The sequence below is a fragment of the Pseudomonas sp. HD6515 genome (genome assembly GCF_024971855.1).
Taxonomy (GTDB): Bacteria; Pseudomonadota; Gammaproteobacteria; order Pseudomonadales; family Pseudomonadaceae; genus Aquipseudomonas; species Aquipseudomonas alloputida.
Window position 1 is genome coordinate 981,068 of sequence record NZ_CP079827.1, and the last position, 17,478, is coordinate 998,545.

Sequence of the window (17,478 nt, forward strand, 5' to 3'; positions counted from 1 at the left end):
TTTTGTAGCTGAAACGAAGGGAAAACTCCGACCAGCCTATCAGACGTGCCTGAATTCCTGATTCAGCTCAAAAACGACAGAGTGGGTCGCTTCAATCCTTGAATGGGTGTATCCATAAGGATACGATTGGGTGACCACTTGATGTTTCTCGTTGAACAGACGGAAAGCTTTGCCGCTTGGCTATCGAGCTTGAGAGATTTGAGGGCCAGGCTGGCGATAGGTCGTAGGCTGGAGCGAGCAGCGGCGGGCAATCTTGGTGACTTCAAGTGGCTTGGAGGCGGTATTGGTGAGCTTCGCATCGACGTAGCTGCCGGTTATCGCGTCTATTTCACGCAAAAGGGGCAGAGGTTGGTTTTACTGCTGGTCGGCGGCGACAAGTCCACCCAAGCCGCCGACATCCTCAACGCCAGAAAGCTGCTGAAGGAGATGAAATGAGCGAAAAATTGATCCCGTTTGATATGGCAGCCTTGTTGAGCAGCGATGAGGCAATCAGTGAATACCTTAGCCAGGTGCTATCAAATGGCGATACCGAGGAAATCATTCGAGCACTTGGCCATATCGCTCGTGCACGGGGCATGACACATATTGCTACGGAGAGTGGGCTGGGTAGAGAAAGCCTGTACAAGGCGCTGAGCCCTGGCGCGAAGCCTCGTTTTGACACTGTATTGAGGGTCATTCGTGCTCTGGGGGTGGACCTTCTCGTTCAGCCACATGCAATGACCCGCTGATCCAGCTCGGTTAAGTCAATATTTGCTTCATCTGCACCAACGCTACCCGCGTGCCGTCCCACGCCTGCCGCTCCTCGATGCCGAACGGTGTGAAGCCCAGCTGTGGATAAAGCAGCAAGCCTGCGGTGTTGTGATTGAAGCATGACACCCAGACCTCCCGGGCGCTGTACTGCTGGCGGGCGAGGTCGATCATGGCCGTTACCAGATAACGCGCTACACCAAGGCCGCGGGCGCTGGGTGCCACCACTACGTTGCCCAGGGCACATAGGCCGCCATGTTCGGCTTTGTAGAAATTGGCGAAGGCCAGGACAGCGTCGTTACCTTCCACTACCGTGGAGCCGCTGCGTTGGGCTATGGCGTCGCTCAGCTGGTTGGGGGTGAGGGGGTAGGTGGCTTTGGGGAACATGTAGAACAGTTCGTCCGGGCTCTGAGGGAAGCTGCAGATAACGGGGATGTCTTCAGGCCGGATGGGACGATGGGTCAGGTGCATGGCAGGTCCTTCTCGCGTTGGCTGGCAGGGCCTCTTCGCGGGTAACCCCGCTCTCACAGGTACTGCACAAGGCTCAAATCCTGTGCAGGCCCTGTAGGAGCGGGTTTACCCGCGAAGAGGCCATCAGCCTCACATCATAGGCCGCTTTCCATCCAACACCGCGCCCCGATTCACGGCTTGGCGGCCACCGCCACGTAGCCTTTGACCGCAGCCGGCGCCCTCGGCTTGGCCTGGTGTGCCAACAGGTACTGATAGCGCCGCCATTCCTTGTCGATCTCGCTAAACGACATGAACACGCTGATGCGATCTTTACCGGCCAGGTCCGGGCGCTTGCCGGCGTCGATCTCGCTGGTGGGAATGATGGCGACGTTGATGCCTACCACCGTGCCGTCATCGGCGAACACTGGCCCGCCCGACATGCCCTTGGTGATCGGGCCGTCATGCACCGAGTAGAAAACACTGCCAGGCGTACCTTCAAGCCGTACCAGTGACGGCAGGGCATGGCCCTTGCCCTGCATCGGCATCATGAAACTGTTGAAGCCCACCGCCGTCACGGCTTCCCCTGGCACGTACTGGCGCCAGTGCGGCACGCTGCTGGCTTTGTGCTTGAAGAACACTACGTCACCGAGGCCCTCGTGGACCACGTTGCGCAGGAAGGGGGTGTGTTTGGCGGTTACAGCGTAATCCTCGTTCCACTGGATGGCGCTGGCCATCAGCAACATCGGCAGAGGGGCACCAGAAGTGACCACGAAAGCCTGACTGTAGACGGGATCTGAAACGTACGACGTTGGCACTCCATTGCACCCACTGAGCAGCATCATTGCCGCCATGCAGGGCGCGATTGTTTTCATGGGATACACAGTGCGTGGAGAAAAGGGAGCGCTACTATGGCTAAGTGCCATTACGCTAACAATACTTTCGGAATATATCTGACGAATGACAGCTTAAGTGCCAGTGCACAGCGCGGCCAATAGAATGCAGGTATGGGGGGAGGCGCGGGAGTCAGGGGGGCGGCGTCAATGACGGGCATAAATCGCAAGCAAAAAAAAACCGACCGTAAGGTCGGTTTTTTCCGGATTTTGGTGCCCCGAGGGAGACTCGAACTCCCACTCCTTTCGAAAACGGATTTTGAATCCGCCGCGTCTACCAATTCCGCCATCAGGGCGTGGCGCGCAGTATAAAGAGGTGCCGCTGGTCGGTCAATCGGCTTTCATGGTCAATTTTCACACATTGGGCTAAACTTCCCGGCCCTGCCGAACCGAACATCATCATGCGCGTCGCCGATTTTTCCTTCGAACTCCCTGATTCCCTGATCGCCCGCCACCCGTTGGCCGAGCGCCATGGCAGCCGTCTGCTGGTGCTCGATGGGCCTACCGGCGCGCTGGCGCACCGGCAATTCCCCGACTTGCTCGACTATCTGCGCCCCGGCGACTTGATGGTGTTCAACAACACCCGAGTGATCCCGGCGCGGTTGTTCGGCCAGAAAGCCTCCGGCGGCAAGCTGGAGGTACTGGTCGAACGCGTGCTCGACAGCCACCGGGTGCTGGCCCATGTGCGCGCCAGCAAGGCGCCCAAGGTTGGCGCGGTCATCCTCATCGATGGCGGTGGCGAGGCCGAAATGGTCGCGCGCCATGACACGCTGTTCGAACTTCGCTTCACCGAAGAGGTGCTGCCGTTGCTCGACCGTGTCGGCCACATGCCGCTGCCGCCCTATATCGACCGCCCGGACGAGGGCGCCGACCGTGAGCGCTACCAGACCGTGTACGCCCAGCGCGCCGGCGCGGTTGCCGCGCCTACCGCAGGCCTGCACTTCGACGAGGCGCTGCTGGAAAAGATCGCCGACAAGGGCGTCGAGCGCGCCTTCGTCACCCTGCATGTGGGCGCCGGCACCTTCCAGCCGGTGCGGGTCGACAAGATCGAAGACCACCACATGCATAAAGAGTGGCTCGAAGTGGGCCAGGATGTGGTCGATGCCATCGAGGCCTGCCGGGCCCGTGGTGGTCGGGTGATCGCGGTTGGCACCACCAGTGTGCGTTCGCTGGAAAGCGCCGCGCGTGATGGCGTGCTCAAGGCCTTCAGTGGCGACACCGACATCTTCATCTACCCGGGCCGGCCGTTCCATGTGGTCGATGCCCTGGTCACCAACTTCCATCTGCCGGAGTCCACGCTGCTGATGCTGGTCTCGGCTTTCGCCGGCTACCCCGAGACCATGGCTGCCTACGCAGCGGCGGTCGAGCATGGGTACCGCTTCTTCAGTTACGGTGATGCCATGTTCATCACCCGCAATCCGGCGCCACGCGGGCCCGAGGATCAAGCATGAGTCGCACCTGTCGAATGTCCTTCGAACTGCTGGCCACCGACGGCAAGGCCCGTCGGGGTCGCATCACCTTCCCACGTGGCACCGTGGAAACCCCGGCATTCATGCCAGTGGGGACCTATGGCACGGTCAAGGGCATGCTGCCACGCGACATCGAGGCCATCGGCGCCGAGATGATCCTCGGCAACACCTTCCACCTGTGGCTGCGTCCGGGCACCGAGGTGATCAAGAAGCACAACGGCCTGCACGATTTCATGCAGTGGAAAGGCCCGATCCTCACCGACTCCGGTGGTTTCCAGGTATTCAGCCTGGGTGCCATGCGCAAGATCAAGGAAGAGGGCGTGACCTTCGCTTCGCCGGTCGATGGTTCCAAGGTGTTCATGGGCCCGGAAGAGTCGATGCAGGTTCAGCGTGACCTGGGCTCGGACGTGGTAATGATCTTCGACGAGTGCACCCCGTACCCGGCCGAGCACGATGTGGCACGCACTTCCATGGAGCTGTCGCTGCGCTGGGCCCAGCGCTCGAAGAACGCCCATGCCGACAACACCGCAGCGCTGTTCGGCATTGTTCAGGGGGGCATGTACCAGGACCTGCGCATGCGCTCGCTGGAAGGCCTGGAAAACATCGGTTTCGACGGCCTGGCCATTGGCGGCCTGTCGGTGGGCGAGCCCAAGCACGAAATGATCAAGGTGCTGGATTACCTGCCGGACCAGATGCCTGCTGACAAACCTCGTTACCTTATGGGGGTAGGCAAACCGGAAGATCTCGTTGAGGGTGTGCGCCGCGGCGTCGACATGTTCGACTGCGTGATGCCGACGCGTAACGCGCGCAACGGTCATCTGTTCGTTGATACAGGGGTGATCAAGATCCGCAATGCGTTCCATCGTCACGATGAATCGCCGCTGGATCCGACCTGTGACTGCTATACCTGCACCAACTTCTCGCGCGCCTATCTCCATCATCTGGACAAATGCGGCGAAATGCTGAGCAGCATGCTGAATACCATCCACAACTTGCGCCATTATCAGCGCTTGATGGCCGGTTTACGCGAGGCTATTCAACAGGGTAAATTGGCCGCCTTTGTCGACGCCTTCTACGCCAAGCGCGGGCTTCCTGTACCGCCCTTGGACTGACTGTCCGCATCCATTATTAGAAAATTACATTAGGAGTGCCCAATGAGCTTCTTCATCCCCGCCGCATACGCGGACGCTGCAGCACCTGCCGCTGGCCCAGCCGGTACCGGCTTCGAGTGGATTTTCCTGGTCGGTTTCCTGGTCATCTTCTACCTGATGATCTGGCGCCCGCAGGCCAAGCGCGCGAAAGAGCAGAAGAACCTGCTGAGCAACTTGCAGAAAGGTGACGAAGTTGTCACCAACGGCGGCATCGCCGGCAAGATCGTCAAGGTTTCCGATGACTTCGTGGTGCTGGAAGTGTCCGACACTGTCGAGCTGAAGTTCCAGAAGGGTGCCATTGCTGCGACCCTGCCAAAAGGTACGCTCAAGGCTATCTGAGTTACCGGTTTTATTTTCCAGTCGGGGCGCGCAACGCGCCCCGCGTCTTGAACGGGCGGCGTGATGCTGAACAAATATCCTCTGTGGAAATATGCACTGATCGTGCTGGTACTGGTGGTCGGTTTCATTTATTCCGCTCCCAACCTCTACCCGGATGACCCGGCGGTACAGATCAGCGGTGCCAGCTCGGCGCTGCAGGTGAATCAGGCCGACCTTGATCGCGTCAGCAAGGCGCTGGTCGATGCCAAGATCGCTGTCAAGGGCGCAAGCCTGGGTGAAAAGGGCAGCGGGCTGATCCGCCTGACCAATCAGGAAGACCAGCTGCCAGCCAAGGATGTAGTGCGCAAGGCACTGGGCGATGATTACGTCGTGGCCCTGAACCTGGCCCAGACTACCCCGCAATGGCTGCGCAACCTGGGCGCAAGCCCGATGAAACTGGGCCTGGACCTGTCCGGTGGTGTGCACTTCCTGCTGGAAGTGGACATGGACAAGGCCATGACTGCCCGCATGAAAGTCTACGAAGGCGAGGTCAAGACCTTGCTGCGCAAAGAGCGCGTCCGCTACCGCAGCCTGCCTCAGCAGGATGGCGGCATCATGCTGGGCTTCGCTGACGATGCCACCCGCGAACAGGCACGTGCCCTGATCCGCAAGAATTTCAATGATTTCGACCTGACCACCACCGACCGCAACGAGCTTGCGGTGCTGCGTCTGGCGCTGACCCAGGCGAAAGTCGCCGAGATCCGCGAATACTCGATCAAGCAGAACCTCACCACCGTGCGCAACCGCGTGAACGAGCTGGGTGTGGCAGAGCCTCTGGTACAGCGCCAGGGCGCCAACCGTATCGTGGTCGAGCTGCCAGGCGTGCAGGACACTGCCGAAGCCAAGCGTATCCTTGGTAAAACGGCCAACCTGGAGTTCCGCTTCGGTGCCGAACCGGGTGCATCCAAGGCCACTACCGAGGTGTTCGAGTTCCGTGATGGCGGCCGCTCCGCCGCAGTCGAGCGGGGCCTGATCATCACGGGTGACCAGGTTACCGACGCCCAGGCCAGCTTCGACGAGCATGGCCGCCCGCAGGTGAACATTCGCCTGGATGGCCACGGTGGCGAGCTGATGAGCCGTGCTACCCGTAGCAACGTCGGCCGTAGCATGGCGGTGATCTTCATCGAGCAGAAGCCGGTTACCCGCTACGTCAAGCAAACCGTCGGCGGCGTCGAGAAGGACGTTGCCGTACAAAGCTTCGTCGAAGAGAAAAAAATCATCAGCCTGGCGACCATCCAGTCGCCGCTTGGCAGCCAGTTCCGCATCACCGGTCTGAACGGCCAGGGCGAATCGTCCGAGTTGGCCCTGCTGCTGCGTGCTGGTGGTCTGGCCGCGCCGATGTACTTCGCTGAAGAACGTACCATTGGCCCAAGCCTGGGTGCTGACAACATCACCAAGGGTATCGATGCGTCGCTGTGGGGCATGCTGTTCGTCTCGCTGTTCATCATCGCCATCTACCGCGCCTTCGGTGTGCTGGCCACCATCGCCCTGGCGGGTAACATGGTGCTGCTGCTGGCGTTGATGTCGCTGCTGGGGGCGACCCTGACCCTGCCGGGTATTGCCGGCATCGTGTTGACCATGGGTATGGCGGTGGACGCCAACGTGCTGATCTTCTCGCGTATTCGCGAAGAGATTGCTGCTGGTATGTCGGTGCAGCGCGCTATCCACGAAGGCTTCAATCGCGCCTACTCGGCAATCGTCGACGCCAACCTGACCACCCTGTTGGTCGGCGGCATCCTGTTTGCCATGGGTACCGGCCCGGTCAAAGGCTTTGCGGTCACCATGTCCCTCGGGATTTTCACCTCGATGTTCACCGCCGTCATGGTGACCCGTGCATTGGTCAACCTGACCTGTGGCGGGCGTGACATCAAGAAGCTGTGGGTTTGAGGGAGCTGCGATGAAAACCATCAATTTCATGGGCGTGCGCAATGTCGCGTTCGCCGTCACCGTGCTCCTCACCGTGTTGGCGCTGTTCAGCTGGTGGCAAAAGGGCCTGAACTTCGGGCTGGACTTCACCGGGGGTACGCTGATCGAGCTGACCTACGAGCGTCCTGCCGACCTCAAGGCGGTGCGTGCCGAGCTGGTCAACTCCGGCTTCCACGAGGCGGTGGTGCAGAGCTTCGGCGCCACCACCGACCTGCTGGTGCGCATGCCGGGCGATGACCCGCAGTTGGGCAACAAGGTAGCTGCCGCGCTGCAGAAGGCAGGCGGTGACAACCCGGCCACGGTCAAGCGTGTCGAGTTCGTCGGCCCGCAGGTCGGTGAAGAGCTGCGCGACCAGGGCGGCATGGGCATGCTCCTGGCCCTGGGCGGTATCCTCATCTACCTGGCCTTCCGCTTCCAGTGGAAGTTCGCCGTGGGCGCGATCATCTCGCTGATCCACGACGTGGTGGTAACGCTGGGTATCCTGTCGTTCTTCCAGATCACCTTCGACCTGACGGTGCTGGCGGCGGTCCTGGCGATCATCGGTTACTCGCTGAACGACACCATTGTTGTGTTCGACCGGGTACGCGAGAACTTCCGCGTCATGCGCAAGGCCTCGCTGATCGAGAACATCAACATTTCCACCACCCAGACCCTGCTGCGTACCGTCGCCACTTCGGTTTCGACCTTGCTGGCCATTGCTGCGCTGCTGTTCTTCGGGGGTGACAACCTGTTCGGTTTCTCGCTCGCCCTGTTCATTGGTGTCATGGCCGGTACCTACTCGTCGATCTATATCGCCAACGTGGTGCTGATCTGGCTGAACCTGAACAGCGAAGACCTGATCCCGCCGACCAAGGCCGAGGGTGTGGATGATCGTCCGTAAGGGCTAGTCCATCACCGCCTGGCGGTGTAAAAGGCGCGAGTATTGAACTCGCGCCTTTTTTTTTGCTCCAAGGCTGGGAGAAGCGCGGGTTGATACCCGCTGGTACGATCAGGAGGTCCACGTGAATAAATCAATGCTGGTGGGTGCGGTACTGGGTGCTGTCGGTGTGACTGCCGGAGGTGCTGTCGCGACCTACAGCTTGGTCAACAAGGGGCCTGAGTATGCCCAGGTCACCGACGTGCAGCCGATCAAGCAACAGGTGAAAACCCCGCGTGAAGTGTGCAAGGACGTTACCGTTACGCGCCAGGCGCCGGTCAAGGACCAGCATCAGATCGCCGGCACCGTCGTGGGTGCGCTGGCCGGTGGCTTGCTGGGTAACCAGATTGGTGGTGGTACCGGCAAGAAGATTGCCACGGTGGCCGGTGCGGTCGGTGGTGGTTATGCCGGTAACAAGGTGCAGGAAGGCATGCAGGAGCGTGATACCTACACAACCACGCAAACTCGTTGCAACACGGTCAACGACATCAGCGAGAAGGTGGTGGGCTACAACGTGACCTATTCCATCGGTGATCAGGTAGGCAAGGTGAAGATGGATCGCGAGCCGGGATCGACCATTCCGCTGGACAAGAATGGCAAGTTGATCCTGAGCGAAGCGGGTCAGTAATTTGCGTGGTCTGTGCCGGCCTCTTCGCGGGTAAACCCGCTCCTACATGGAACGCATTGTCCCTGTAGGAGCGGGTTTACCCGCGAAGAGGCCGGCACAGGCCGCGCAAAACCACCAGGCACAAAAAAAGCACCTCGAGAGGTGCTTTTTGTTTGCCAGCAATCTGCGCTTAGCGCTTCATGCTTTCTGGCAGGTGCGGTTGGATGGCAGTCAGTACTGCCTTGAAGCACTTGATGTTGCCTGCAACGATGTGACCTTTGTCGAGGAAGTCGTGGCCACCGTTGAAGTCGCTCACCAAGCCACCGGCTTCCTGGATCAGCAGTACGCCAGCTGCCATGTCCCATTCGGACAGGCCCGACTCCCAGAAGGCGTCGAAGCGGCCAGCAGCCACGTAGGCCAGGTCCAGGCTGGCGGAGCCGGCGCGGCGGATGCCGGCGGTCTGGCCGGTCAAGGCGCGGAACATGCCCAGGTAGTTGTCCATGTCCGCCATCTGGCCGTCACGGAACGGGAAGCCGGTGCCCAGCAGGGCGCCTTCCAGGCTTGTGCGCGAGCTGACGCGCAGGCGGCGGCCATTGAGTTGGGCGCCACGGCCACGGCTGGCGGTGAATTCTTCCTGGCGAACCGGGTCGACGATCACGGCGTGCTCAAGGCGGCCGCGGTATTTGCAGGCGATGCTGACGGCGAAGTGCGGGATGCCACGCAGGAAGTTGGTGGTGCCGTCCAGCGGATCGATGATCCACAGGTAATCTTTGCCTTCTTCGCCGCTACCCGCGTGCAGGCCGGTTTCCTCGCCCTGGATGGAGTGGTTCGGGTAGGCCTTGCGCAGGGCGTTGACGATGCTCTGCTCGGCGGCGCGATCGACTTCGGAAACGTAGTCCTTGGCCTCTTTCTCATCGACCTTGATGCTATCCAGGCGTTCGATGGAGCGGAAAATCAGTTCACTGGCGCTGCGAGCGGCGCGCAGGGCGATATTCAGCATAGGCTGCATGGGCGGGTCACCTGGAGATGTTAAAGAAGAAAGCCGATCATTCTAGCAGAAAACTTTGGCGGCAGAAGTGTCACATTTGCTTTCATGGCGTTACGTCTGTCGGTTCTGTAAGATCGAAGGCCCTGATTCCTGCATCTGTGAGCACAACACCTTGCTGCAAAATATTCGTGTTGTTCTGGTCAATACCAGCCACCCCGGCAACATCGGCGGCGCTGCGCGTGCCATGAAAAACATGGGCTTGTCGCGTCTGGTGCTGGTGCAGCCGAAAGAATTCCCCGCCGTGGATGCCAGTGCCCGTGCTTCGGGCGCCGACGATGTGCTGGATAACGCCCAGGTGGTCGACAGCCTCGAACAGGCGCTGGTCGGCTGCAACCTGGTGATGGGCACCAGCGCCCGCGAGCGCAGCATTCCCTGGCCGTTGATCGGCCCGCGTGAATGCGGTGCCAAGGCGGTGGAGCATGCCAATGGCGGCGAGGAAATCGCCCTGGTGTTCGGGCGCGAGCACGCCGGCCTGACCAACGAAGAACTGCAGCGATGTCATTTCCACGTGCACATTCCCTCCAACCCCGACTTCAGCTCGCTGAACCTGGCGGCTGCCGTGCAGGTGCTCTCCTACGAGGTGCGCATGGCCTGGCTGGCTGCCGGTGAAGCACCGGGCAAAGTCGAGAAGGTTGACGCCGCTGAGCTGGCGACCATGGATGAAATGGAGCTGTTCTACGACCACCTGGAGAAAACCCTGGTGGGCATCGGCTTCCTCGACCCCGAAAAGCCCAAGCACCTGATGCCGCGCCTGCGCCGGCTGTATGGGCGGGTGGCGGTCGAGCGTTCGGAAATGAGCATTTTGCGCGGCATCCTCACCGAGACCCAGAAGGTGGTCCGGGGCGAGCCGCATAAACGGAAGGACTGACAGATGTTCGAACGTCTGCGTGAAGATATTCAAAGCGTATTCCACCGTGACCCGGCTGCACGCAATGCCTTCGAGGTGCTCACTTGCTACCCCGGCATGCATGCCATCTGGCTGCACCGCCTGGGCAATGCCCTGTGGAGGCGTGATTTCAAATGGCTGGCCCGGCTGGTGTCGAACTTCGGTCGCTGGCTGACCGGTATCGAAATCCACCCTGGCGCCACCATTGGCCGGCGCTTTTTCATCGACCACGGTATGGGCATCGTCATTGGCGAAACCGCCGAGATCGGTGATGACGTCACCCTGTACCAGGGGGTGACGCTCGGTGGCACCAGCTGGAACAAGGGCAAGCGCCACCCCACCTTGGAAAACGGCGTGGTGGTAGGGGCCGGTGCCAAGGTGCTGGGGCCTTTCACGGTCGGCGCCGGGGCCAAGATCGGTTCCAATGCGGTGGTTACCAAGGCGGTGCCGGCCGGGGCTACAGCGGTTGGCATTCCGGGGCGGATCATCGTCAAGAGCGAGGACACCGAAGTCGAGGCCAAGCGTAAGGCAATGGCCGAGAAGATCGGCTTTGACGCCTATGGTGTCAGTGGCGACATGCCCGATCCGGTGGCGCGGGCCATCGGCCAGATGCTCGATCATCTGCAGGCCGTCGACGAACGGTTGGAGGGTATGTGTGGCGCGCTGACCAAGATGGGCAGTGACTATTGCGCCAAGGAACTGCCGGCCTTGCCGGAAGACGACTTCACCGAGGTTACCCAGGTGGCCCAGCGCGACACTCAGCCGCATTGATCGCGCCGCACTGAAGTCATGGTGGCATGTGGGGCGTGTGCTCGCGCCCCTCGTCTGCTACAATCGCGCCCGCCTCCCTGATGCAAACCCGACTAAAGCAGTAGGTCTAATAGTTGACTTAAATGCTCGGGAATCGCATACTCGCACACATCCTGAAACTCCCGTGGTACCCAATAGCCATGCGACTGACTACCAAAGGCCGATACGCCGTGACCGCCATGCTCGACTTGGCGTTGCACGCGAAGCATGGGCCGGTGTCTTTGGCCGATATTTCCGAGCGCCAGGGCATTTCCCTCTCTTATCTGGAGCAGCTGTTCGCCAAGCTGCGTCGCAGCAGCCTGGTTTCCAGTGTGCGCGGTCCAGGCGGCGGCTATCAGCTGTCGCGGGGCATGGAAACCATCCAGGTGGCCCAGGTTATCGACGCGGTCAACGAATCGGTCGATGCCACCCGTTGCCAGGGGCTCGGGGACTGCCATGCCGGTGATACCTGCCTGACCCACCACCTGTGGTGCGACCTCAGCCAGCAGATCCATGAATTCCTCAGCGGCATAAGCCTGGCCGACCTCGTCAAGCGCCGTGATGTGCAGGAAGTCGCCCAGCGCCAGGACCTGCGCCGTGTCGCAGGACGAACCGCCCAGCTGGACAAGATTGAGACGTCTGCCGTCGATTGATCCCCTGGGACGACGAGCGACGCCACCGCCTGATAGGAGAGACAAATGAAGTTGCCGATCTACCTTGATTACTCTGCGACCACTCCGGTCGACCCACGCGTGGCCCAGAAGATGGCCGACTGCCTGCTGGTCGACGGGAACTTCGGTAACCCGGCCTCGCGCTCCCACGTCTTTGGCTGGAAAGCCGAGGAAGCGGTGGAGAACGGTCGCCGCCAGGTTGCCGAGCTGATCAACGCCGATCCGCGCGAAATCGTCTGGACCAGCGGTGCCACCGAGTCCGACAACCTCGCGCTCAAAGGTGTCGCGCACTTCTATCAGACCAAGGGCAAGCACATCATTACCTCCAAGATCGAGCACAAGGCGGTCCTGGATACCGCTCGCCAGCTGGAGCGCGAAGGTTTTGAAGTCACTTACCTGGAGCCAGGCGAAGACGGCATCGTTACCCCGGCCATGGTAGAAGCGGTGCTGCGCGACGACACCATCCTGGTCTCGCTGATGCATGTGAACAACGAAGTCGGCTCGATCAACGACATTGCTGCCATCGGTGAACTGACCCGTTCGCGCGGCGTATTGTTCCATGTCGACGCCGCCCAATCTGCCGGCAAGGTCGAAATCGACCTGCAAAAGCTGAAAGTCGACCTGATGTCGTTCTCGGCGCATAAGGTCTATGGCCCGAAAGGCATCGGCGCGCTGTACGTCAGCCGCAAGCCACGTGTACGTCTTGAAGCCATCATTCACGGCGGCGGTCATGAGCGCGGCATGCGTTCGGGCACCCTGCCGACCCACCAGATCGTCGGCATGGGCGAAGCCTTCGCCATTGCCAAGCAGGAAATGGTTGCAGAAAACGCACGCATCAAGGCCCTGAGCGACCGCTTCTTCAAGCAGGTCTCAAACCTTGAAGAGCTGTACGTCAATGGCAGCCAGACAGCACGTGTACCGCACAACCTGAACCTGAGCTTCAACTACGTCGAAGGCGAATCGCTGCTGATGTCGCTGAAAGACATCGCCGTATCGTCCGGTTCGGCCTGTACCTCCGCGTCGCTCGAGCCGTCCTACGTACTGCGTGCTCTGGGCCGCAACGACGAGCTGGCGCACAGCTCGATCCGCTTCTCCTTCGGCCGTTTCACCACCGAAGAAGAAGTCGACTACGCCGCGCAGAAAGTCTGCGAGGCCGTCAACAAACTGCGTGAGCTGTCGCCGCTGTGGGATATGTACAAAGACGGCGTTGACATCTCCAAGATCGAGTGGGCCGCCCACTAAGCAGTCGCCGGCAAGAGCGGCTCCCTGATGAGGAAGGAATTGCACCATGGCATACAGTGAAAAGGTCATCGACCACTACGAAAACCCGCGCAACGTCGGCAAGATGAATGCCGAAGACCCGGATGTCGGCACCGGCATGGTCGGCGCCCCGGCCTGCGGTGACGTGATGCGCCTGCAGATCAAGGTCAACGAGCAGGGCGTTATCGAAGACGCCAAGTTCAAGACCTACGGCTGCGGTTCGGCCATCGCGTCCAGTTCCCTCGCCACCGAGTGGATGAAGGGCAAGACCCTGGACGAGGCCGAAACCATCAAGAATACCCAACTGGCCGAAGAGCTGGCGTTGCCGCCGGTCAAGATTCACTGCTCGGTACTCGCCGAAGATGCCATCAAGGCAGCCGTACGCGACTACAAGCAGAAGAAAGGCTTGATCTAAGTCGCCTGTTGCAAGGTAAGGAGTTCTGATGGCTATCAGCATGACAGAAGCCGCCGCCAACCACATTCGCCGCTCCCTCGACGGGCGCGGCAAAGGTGAGGGCATTCGCCTGGGCGTGCGCACCACCGGTTGCTCGGGTCTGGCCTACGTGCTGGAATTCGTCGACGAACTGGCGGACGAAGACCAGGTGTTCGAAAACCATGGCGTCAAGGTGATCATCGATCCCAAGAGCCTGGTCTACCTCGATGGCACCGAACTGGATTTCGTCAAGGAAGGGTTGAACGAAGGCTTCAAGTTCAACAACCCCAACGTGCGCGGTGAGTGTGGCTGCGGCGAAAGCTTCAACGTTTGAGGCTGGCTGTGGGTACTCCTTGTCATTACGCATTGTTTGATCTCCAGCCAAGCTTCCGTCTGGATCTCGACAAGCTGGCCACTCGCTATCGCGAGCTGGCCCGCGAAGTCCATCCCGACCGCTTTGCCGACGCCTCCGAGCGTGAGCAGCGGGTAGCGCTGGAAAAGTCCGCAGCACTCAACGACGCCTACCAGACCCTGCGCAGTGCGCCGCGGCGCGCCCGCTATCTGCTGGCCATCAGCGGCCATGAAGTGCCTCAGGAAGTCACGGTCCACGACCCTGACTTCCTGTTGCAGCAGATGCAGTGGCGTGAAGAGCTCGAGGAGTTGCAGGACGAAGCCGACCTTGATGGTGTCGGCGCGTTCAAGAAGCGCCTCAAGGCTGCCCAGGACACGCTGAACGAGGACTTTGCCGCCTGCTGGGATGCCCCAGGCGAGCGCGACAAGGCCGAGCGCCTGATGCGCCGCATGCAGTTCCTCGACAAGCTCGCCCAAGAAGTGCGCCAACTGGAAGAGCGCCTCGACGATTAACCCGGTGTTGCCCGTGATGACACCTAAGGTATTCAGATAAGCATGGCCCTACTGCAGATTGCCGAACCCGGTCAAAGCCCTCAGCCTCACCAGCGCCGCCTGGCGGTGGGGATCGACCTGGGTACCACCAACTCTCTGGTCGCTGCACTGCGTAGCGGCCGCAGCGAGCCCCTGCCCGACGCGCAGGGCAACGTCATTCTGCCGTCCGCGGTGCGCTACCTCGACGGGCGTATCGAAGTGGGGCAGGCTGCGCGTGACGCCGCCTCCAGCGACCCGCTGAACACTGTGCTGTCGGTCAAGCGCCTGATGGGGCGCGGCCTGGCCGACGTCAAGCAACTGGGCGAGCAATTGCCGTACCGCTTCGTTGGCGGTGAGTCGCACATGCCGTTCATCGACACCGTGCAGGGGCCGAAAAGCCCGGTGGAAGTGTCTGCCGACATCCTGAAGGTGTTGCGCGAACGTGCCGAAGCTACCTTGGGTGGCGAGCTGGTAGGCGCGGTGATCACCGTGCCGGCCTATTTCGATGACGCCCAGCGTCAGGCTACCAAAGATGCTGCGCGTCTGGCCGGCCTGAACGTGCTGCGCCTGCTCAACGAACCGACTGCGGCCGCCGTAGCCTACGGCCTGGACCAGAACGCCGAAGGCGTGGTGGCCATCTATGATCTGGGCGGCGGTACTTTCGATATTTCCATCCTGCGCCTGACCGCTGGCGTATTCGAAGTGCTGGCCACCGGGGGTGATACCGCCCTTGGGGGGGATGACTTCGATCACACTATTGCCGGCTGGATCATCGAACAGGCGGGTTTGTCGTCTGACCTCGACCCGGCTACCCAGCGCGCGCTGCTGCAAACCGCTTGCGCCGCCAAGGAGGCCCTGACCGACGCTGACGTGGTCAACGTCAGCCACGGTGCCTGGCACGGTGAGCTGACCCGCAGCGCCTTCGAAGCCATGATCGAACCATTGGTTGCCCGCAGCCTGAAGGCTTGCCGCCGTGCGGTGCGCGACAGTGGTGTTGAGCTGGAAGAGGTCAGCGCCGTAGTCATGGTCGGTGGTTCTACCCGCGTGCCGCGTGTGCGTGAGGCCGTCGGTGCACTGTTCGGGCGCACCCCGCTGACCTCGATCGACCCAGACCAGGTGGTGGCCATCGGTGCCGCCATCCAGGCTGACACCTTGGCCGGCAACCGCCGCGAAGGTGGCGAGCTGCTGCTGCTCGATGTCATCCCGCTGTCGCTTGGTCTTGAGACCATGGGCGGGCTGATGGAGAAGGTGATCCCGCGTAACACCACCATTCCGGTGGCGCGCGCTCAGGAATTCACCACGTACAAAGACGGCCAGTCGGCCATGATGATCCACGTCCTGCAGGGCGAGCGCGAGCTGATCAGTGACTGCCGTTCGCTGGCCCGTTTCGAGCTGCGCGGTATTCCGGCCATGGTTGCCGGTGCTGCGAAAATCCGCGTTACCTTCCAGGTGGATGCCGATGGCCTGCTCAGCGTCGCTGCCCGCGAGCTGGGTTCGGGCGTTGAAGCCAGCATTCAGGTCAAGCCGTCCTACGGCCTGACCGACGGCGAAATCGCCCGCATGCTCAAGGACTCCTTCGAAAACGCCGGTTCCGACAAGCACGCCCGCCAGTTGCGTGAGCATCAGGTAGATGGCGAGCGGCTGCTCGAGGCGGTACAGGGCGCCCTAGACGCCGACGGCGAGCGCCTGCTCAGCAGTGACGAGCGCGACGCCATCGAGTTCCAGATGCAAGAACTACGTGATTTGCTGGCCGGCACCGATGGCGCAGCCATCGAGCAACAGACCAAGCGTCTGTCGCAGGTGACCGATGCATTTGCCGCCCGTCGCCTTGATTCGACGGTCAAAGCCGCACTGGCCGGGCGCAACCTGAATGAGATCGAGGAGTAATCGATGCCGCTGGTGACATTCCTGCCGCATGAGAAGTTCTGCCCCGAGGGGCTGACCGTGGAGGTCAAGCCCGGGACCAACATCCTGGAGCTGGCCCACGACCATCACATCGAGATGGAAAGTGCCTGCGGCGGCGTCAAGGCCTGTACCACTTGCCACTGCATCGTGCGCAAGGGCTTCGATTCGCTCGAAGAGGCTGACGAGCTGGAGGAGGACATGCTGGACAAAGCCTGGGGCCTGGAAGCGCAATCGCGCCTTGGTTGCCAGGTTTTCGTCGCTGACGAAGACCTGACCATCGAGATCCCCAAGTATTCGCTCAACCATGCTGCCGAAGCACCGCACTGAGGGCCTGTACATGAGTCTGAAATGGGTTGATGTACTTGAGATCGCAATCCAGCTTGCAGAAAGCAAGCCTGAGGTCGATCCTCGTTATGTGAATTTCGTGGACCTGCACCGCTGGGTGCTGGCATTGCCAGAGTTCAGCGACGATCCGTCACGCGGCGGTGAGAAAGTGCTCGAGGCAATCCAGGCCGCCTGGATCGACGAAGCCGACTAAGCGTCACTTGCAGGTTAGGCAATCCCCCGGAACCCGCGTATAATTCGCGGGTTTAATTTTTCGTAACACTCATATTCTGGAGTTTTCCATGGCTGTTCAACGTACTTTCTCCATCATCAAGCCTGACGCTGTTGCCAAAAACGTCATCGGCAAGATCACCACTCGCTTCGAAGAAGCCGGCCTGAAAATCGTTGCCTCGAAAATGAAGCAACTGTCCAAAGCCGAAGCCGAAGGCTTCTACGCTGAGCACAGCGAGCGCGGCTTCTTCGGTGACCTGGTTGCCTTCATGACTTCCGGTCCGGTCGTTGTCCAGGTTCTGGAAGGCGAGAACGCCATTGCCAAGAACCGTGAGCTGATGGGTGCTACCAACCCTAAAGAAGCTGCTGCCGGCACCATCCGCGCTGACTTCGCCGAGTCGATCGACGCCAACGCCGTTCACGGTTCGGACTCCGAAGCTGCTGCTGCTCGCGAAATCGCTTACTTCTTCGCTGCTACCGAGGTAACCACTCGCTAAGCGAAAGCTTACGGGTGA

The 17,478-nt window shown here is 60.9% G+C and carries 22 protein-coding genes and 1 tRNA gene; 19 read left to right on the top strand and 4 right to left on the bottom strand.

Translation table 11 applies throughout. From position 1 onward, the window contains the following. Window positions 1-141: 141 nt before the first annotated feature. Together KW568_RS04560 and KW568_RS04565 are read left to right on the top strand one after the other, a co-directional pair. On the top strand, window positions 142-435 hold the full coding sequence (locus tag KW568_RS04560) for a type II toxin-antitoxin system RelE/ParE family toxin (protein WP_004576348.1): 294 nt from the start codon (window positions 142-144) through the stop codon (window positions 433-435). Further along, window positions 432-728: an addiction module antidote protein gene (locus tag KW568_RS04565; protein ID WP_004576347.1), complete on the top strand. Its 297-nt coding sequence runs from the start codon at window positions 432-434 to the stop codon at window positions 726-728. The genes KW568_RS04560 and KW568_RS04565 overlap by 4 nt, the downstream gene beginning before the upstream one ends. Window positions 729-738: 10 nt before the next feature. Here KW568_RS04565 and KW568_RS04570 read toward each other — a convergent pair whose 3' ends face one another. The 3 genes from KW568_RS04570 to KW568_RS04580 form a co-directional block, all read right to left on the bottom strand. Then, a complete protein-coding gene (locus KW568_RS04570) occupies window positions 739-1,218 on the bottom strand; it encodes a GNAT family N-acetyltransferase (protein WP_004576346.1) in 480 nt (159 codons plus the stop codon). A gap of 170 nt (window positions 1,219-1,388) precedes the next feature. Beyond that, window positions 1,389-2,036 (bottom strand): trypsin-like peptidase domain-containing protein, encoded by a 648-nt coding sequence (locus tag KW568_RS04575; protein WP_033726680.1) that lies wholly within the window; start codon window positions 2,034-2,036, stop codon window positions 1,389-1,391. A gap of 262 nt (window positions 2,037-2,298) precedes the next feature. Beyond that, window positions 2,299-2,383 (bottom strand) — tRNA-Leu (locus KW568_RS04580). A gap of 105 nt (window positions 2,384-2,488) precedes the next feature. Here KW568_RS04580 and queA point away from each other — a divergent pair. From queA to KW568_RS04610, 6 genes are all read left to right on the top strand, one after another. Continuing rightward, window positions 2,489-3,538: a tRNA preQ1(34) S-adenosylmethionine ribosyltransferase-isomerase QueA gene (gene queA / locus KW568_RS04585; protein ID WP_004576301.1), complete on the top strand. Its 1,050-nt coding sequence runs from the start codon at window positions 2,489-2,491 to the stop codon at window positions 3,536-3,538. Between the two features lie 14 nt (window positions 3,539-3,552). Next, window positions 3,553-4,668 (top strand): tRNA guanosine(34) transglycosylase Tgt, encoded by a 1,116-nt coding sequence (gene tgt / locus KW568_RS04590; protein ID WP_003248558.1) that lies wholly within the window; start codon window positions 3,553-3,555, stop codon window positions 4,666-4,668. Between the two features lie 42 nt (window positions 4,669-4,710). Beyond that, on the top strand, window positions 4,711-5,046 hold the full coding sequence (gene yajC, locus KW568_RS04595; protein WP_003248556.1) for a preprotein translocase subunit YajC: 336 nt from the start codon (window positions 4,711-4,713) through the stop codon (window positions 5,044-5,046). Window positions 5,047-5,109: 63 nt separating this feature from the next. After that, window positions 5,110-6,972 (top strand): protein translocase subunit SecD, encoded by a 1,863-nt coding sequence (secD, locus tag KW568_RS04600; RefSeq protein ID WP_003248555.1) that lies wholly within the window; start codon window positions 5,110-5,112, stop codon window positions 6,970-6,972. Window positions 6,973-6,982: 10 nt separating this feature from the next. Next, entirely contained in the window at window positions 6,983-7,891 is a 909-nt protein-coding gene (secF, locus tag KW568_RS04605) for a protein translocase subunit SecF (protein ID WP_003248552.1), read from the top strand. Window positions 7,892-8,012: 121 nt separating this feature from the next. After that, window positions 8,013-8,555: a glycine zipper 2TM domain-containing protein gene (locus KW568_RS04610; RefSeq protein ID WP_003248550.1), complete on the top strand. Its 543-nt coding sequence runs from the start codon at window positions 8,013-8,015 to the stop codon at window positions 8,553-8,555. Between the two features lie 169 nt (window positions 8,556-8,724). Here KW568_RS04610 and suhB read toward each other — a convergent pair whose 3' ends face one another. Next, window positions 8,725-9,543: an inositol-phosphate phosphatase gene (suhB, locus tag KW568_RS04615; RefSeq protein WP_003248548.1), complete on the bottom strand. Its 819-nt coding sequence runs from the start codon at window positions 9,541-9,543 to the stop codon at window positions 8,725-8,727. 151 nt (window positions 9,544-9,694) lie between these two features. Between suhB and trmJ the strand changes: the two genes are divergently transcribed. The 11 genes from trmJ (at window position 9,695) to ndk (ending at window position 17,460) form a co-directional block, all read left to right on the top strand. Continuing rightward, window positions 9,695-10,450 (top strand): tRNA (cytosine(32)/uridine(32)-2'-O)-methyltransferase TrmJ, encoded by a 756-nt coding sequence (gene trmJ / locus KW568_RS04620; RefSeq protein WP_004576300.1) that lies wholly within the window; start codon window positions 9,695-9,697, stop codon window positions 10,448-10,450. 3 nt (window positions 10,451-10,453) lie between these two features. Next, window positions 10,454-11,239 carry a serine O-acetyltransferase gene (gene cysE, locus KW568_RS04625; RefSeq protein WP_003248544.1) on the top strand — a complete coding sequence of 262 codons (786 nt, stop codon included), beginning with the start codon at window positions 10,454-10,456 and terminating at the stop codon, window positions 11,237-11,239. Window positions 11,240-11,418: 179 nt separating this feature from the next. Further along, window positions 11,419-11,910, top strand: a complete 492-nt coding sequence (iscR, locus tag KW568_RS04630; protein ID WP_003248542.1) for a Fe-S cluster assembly transcriptional regulator IscR — start codon at window positions 11,419-11,421, stop codon at window positions 11,908-11,910. Window positions 11,911-11,955: 45 nt separating this feature from the next. Next, window positions 11,956-13,170, top strand: coding sequence for an IscS subfamily cysteine desulfurase (locus tag KW568_RS04635; RefSeq protein ID WP_003248541.1), 1,215 nt, complete (start codon window positions 11,956-11,958; stop codon window positions 13,168-13,170). Between the two features lie 46 nt (window positions 13,171-13,216). Next, window positions 13,217-13,603 carry a Fe-S cluster assembly scaffold IscU gene (gene iscU / locus KW568_RS04640; protein WP_003248539.1) on the top strand — a complete coding sequence of 129 codons (387 nt, stop codon included), beginning with the start codon at window positions 13,217-13,219 and terminating at the stop codon, window positions 13,601-13,603. 28 nt (window positions 13,604-13,631) lie between these two features. Then, window positions 13,632-13,955, top strand: a complete 324-nt coding sequence (gene iscA / locus KW568_RS04645) for an iron-sulfur cluster assembly protein IscA (RefSeq protein WP_003248536.1) — start codon at window positions 13,632-13,634, stop codon at window positions 13,953-13,955. Window positions 13,956-13,963: 8 nt separating this feature from the next. Beyond that, window positions 13,964-14,485, top strand: a complete 522-nt coding sequence (hscB, locus tag KW568_RS04650; protein ID WP_259537777.1) for a co-chaperone HscB — start codon at window positions 13,964-13,966, stop codon at window positions 14,483-14,485. 42 nt (window positions 14,486-14,527) lie between these two features. After that, a complete protein-coding gene (gene hscA / locus KW568_RS04655) occupies window positions 14,528-16,390 on the top strand; it encodes a Fe-S protein assembly chaperone HscA (RefSeq protein ID WP_003248532.1) in 1,863 nt (620 codons plus the stop codon). Window positions 16,391-16,393: 3 nt separating this feature from the next. Next, entirely contained in the window at window positions 16,394-16,735 is a 342-nt protein-coding gene (gene fdx, locus KW568_RS04660) for an ISC system 2Fe-2S type ferredoxin (protein ID WP_003248531.1), read from the top strand. Between the two features lie 10 nt (window positions 16,736-16,745). Continuing rightward, window positions 16,746-16,946, top strand: a complete 201-nt coding sequence (iscX, locus tag KW568_RS04665; RefSeq protein WP_003248529.1) for a Fe-S cluster assembly protein IscX — start codon at window positions 16,746-16,748, stop codon at window positions 16,944-16,946. 88 nt (window positions 16,947-17,034) lie between these two features. Beyond that, complete coding sequence (gene ndk, locus KW568_RS04670; protein WP_003248526.1) at window positions 17,035-17,460, top strand: nucleoside-diphosphate kinase; 426 nt, start codon at window positions 17,035-17,037, stop codon at window positions 17,458-17,460. Window positions 17,461-17,478 lie beyond the last annotated feature (18 nt).

Excerpts from the sequence above, each read along its gene's own strand:
- KW568_RS04560 (WP_004576348.1), top strand. The coding sequence starts at position 142 with ATGTTTCTCGTTGAACAGACGGAAAGCTTTGCCGCTTGGCTATCGAGC.
- KW568_RS04565 (WP_004576347.1), top strand. The coding sequence starts at position 432 with ATGAGCGAAAAATTGATCCCGTTTGATATGGCAGCCTTGTTGAGCAGC.
- KW568_RS04570 (WP_004576346.1), bottom strand. The coding sequence starts at position 1,218 with ATGCACCTGACCCATCGTCCCATCCGGCCTGAAGACATCCCCGTTATC.
- KW568_RS04575 (WP_033726680.1), bottom strand. The coding sequence starts at position 2,036 with ATGCTGCTCAGTGGGTGCAATGGAGTGCCAACGTCGTACGTTTCAGAT.
- queA (WP_004576301.1), top strand. The coding sequence starts at position 2,489 with ATGCGCGTCGCCGATTTTTCCTTCGAACTCCCTGATTCCCTGATCGCC.
- tgt (WP_003248558.1), top strand. The coding sequence starts at position 3,553 with ATGTCCTTCGAACTGCTGGCCACCGACGGCAAGGCCCGTCGGGGTCGC.
- yajC (WP_003248556.1), top strand. The coding sequence starts at position 4,711 with ATGAGCTTCTTCATCCCCGCCGCATACGCGGACGCTGCAGCACCTGCC.
- secD (WP_003248555.1), top strand. The coding sequence starts at position 5,110 with ATGCTGAACAAATATCCTCTGTGGAAATATGCACTGATCGTGCTGGTA.
- secF (WP_003248552.1), top strand. The coding sequence starts at position 6,983 with ATGAAAACCATCAATTTCATGGGCGTGCGCAATGTCGCGTTCGCCGTC.
- suhB (WP_003248548.1), bottom strand. The coding sequence starts at position 9,543 with ATGCAGCCTATGCTGAATATCGCCCTGCGCGCCGCTCGCAGCGCCAGT.
- cysE (WP_003248544.1), top strand. The coding sequence starts at position 10,454 with ATGTTCGAACGTCTGCGTGAAGATATTCAAAGCGTATTCCACCGTGAC.
- iscR (WP_003248542.1), top strand. The coding sequence starts at position 11,419 with ATGCGACTGACTACCAAAGGCCGATACGCCGTGACCGCCATGCTCGAC.
- KW568_RS04635 (WP_003248541.1), top strand. The coding sequence starts at position 11,956 with ATGAAGTTGCCGATCTACCTTGATTACTCTGCGACCACTCCGGTCGAC.
- iscU (WP_003248539.1), top strand. The coding sequence starts at position 13,217 with ATGGCATACAGTGAAAAGGTCATCGACCACTACGAAAACCCGCGCAAC.
- iscA (WP_003248536.1), top strand. The coding sequence starts at position 13,632 with ATGGCTATCAGCATGACAGAAGCCGCCGCCAACCACATTCGCCGCTCC.
- hscA (WP_003248532.1), top strand. The coding sequence starts at position 14,528 with ATGGCCCTACTGCAGATTGCCGAACCCGGTCAAAGCCCTCAGCCTCAC.
- fdx (WP_003248531.1), top strand. The coding sequence starts at position 16,394 with ATGCCGCTGGTGACATTCCTGCCGCATGAGAAGTTCTGCCCCGAGGGG.
- iscX (WP_003248529.1), top strand. The coding sequence starts at position 16,746 with ATGAGTCTGAAATGGGTTGATGTACTTGAGATCGCAATCCAGCTTGCA.
- ndk (WP_003248526.1), top strand. The coding sequence starts at position 17,035 with ATGGCTGTTCAACGTACTTTCTCCATCATCAAGCCTGACGCTGTTGCC.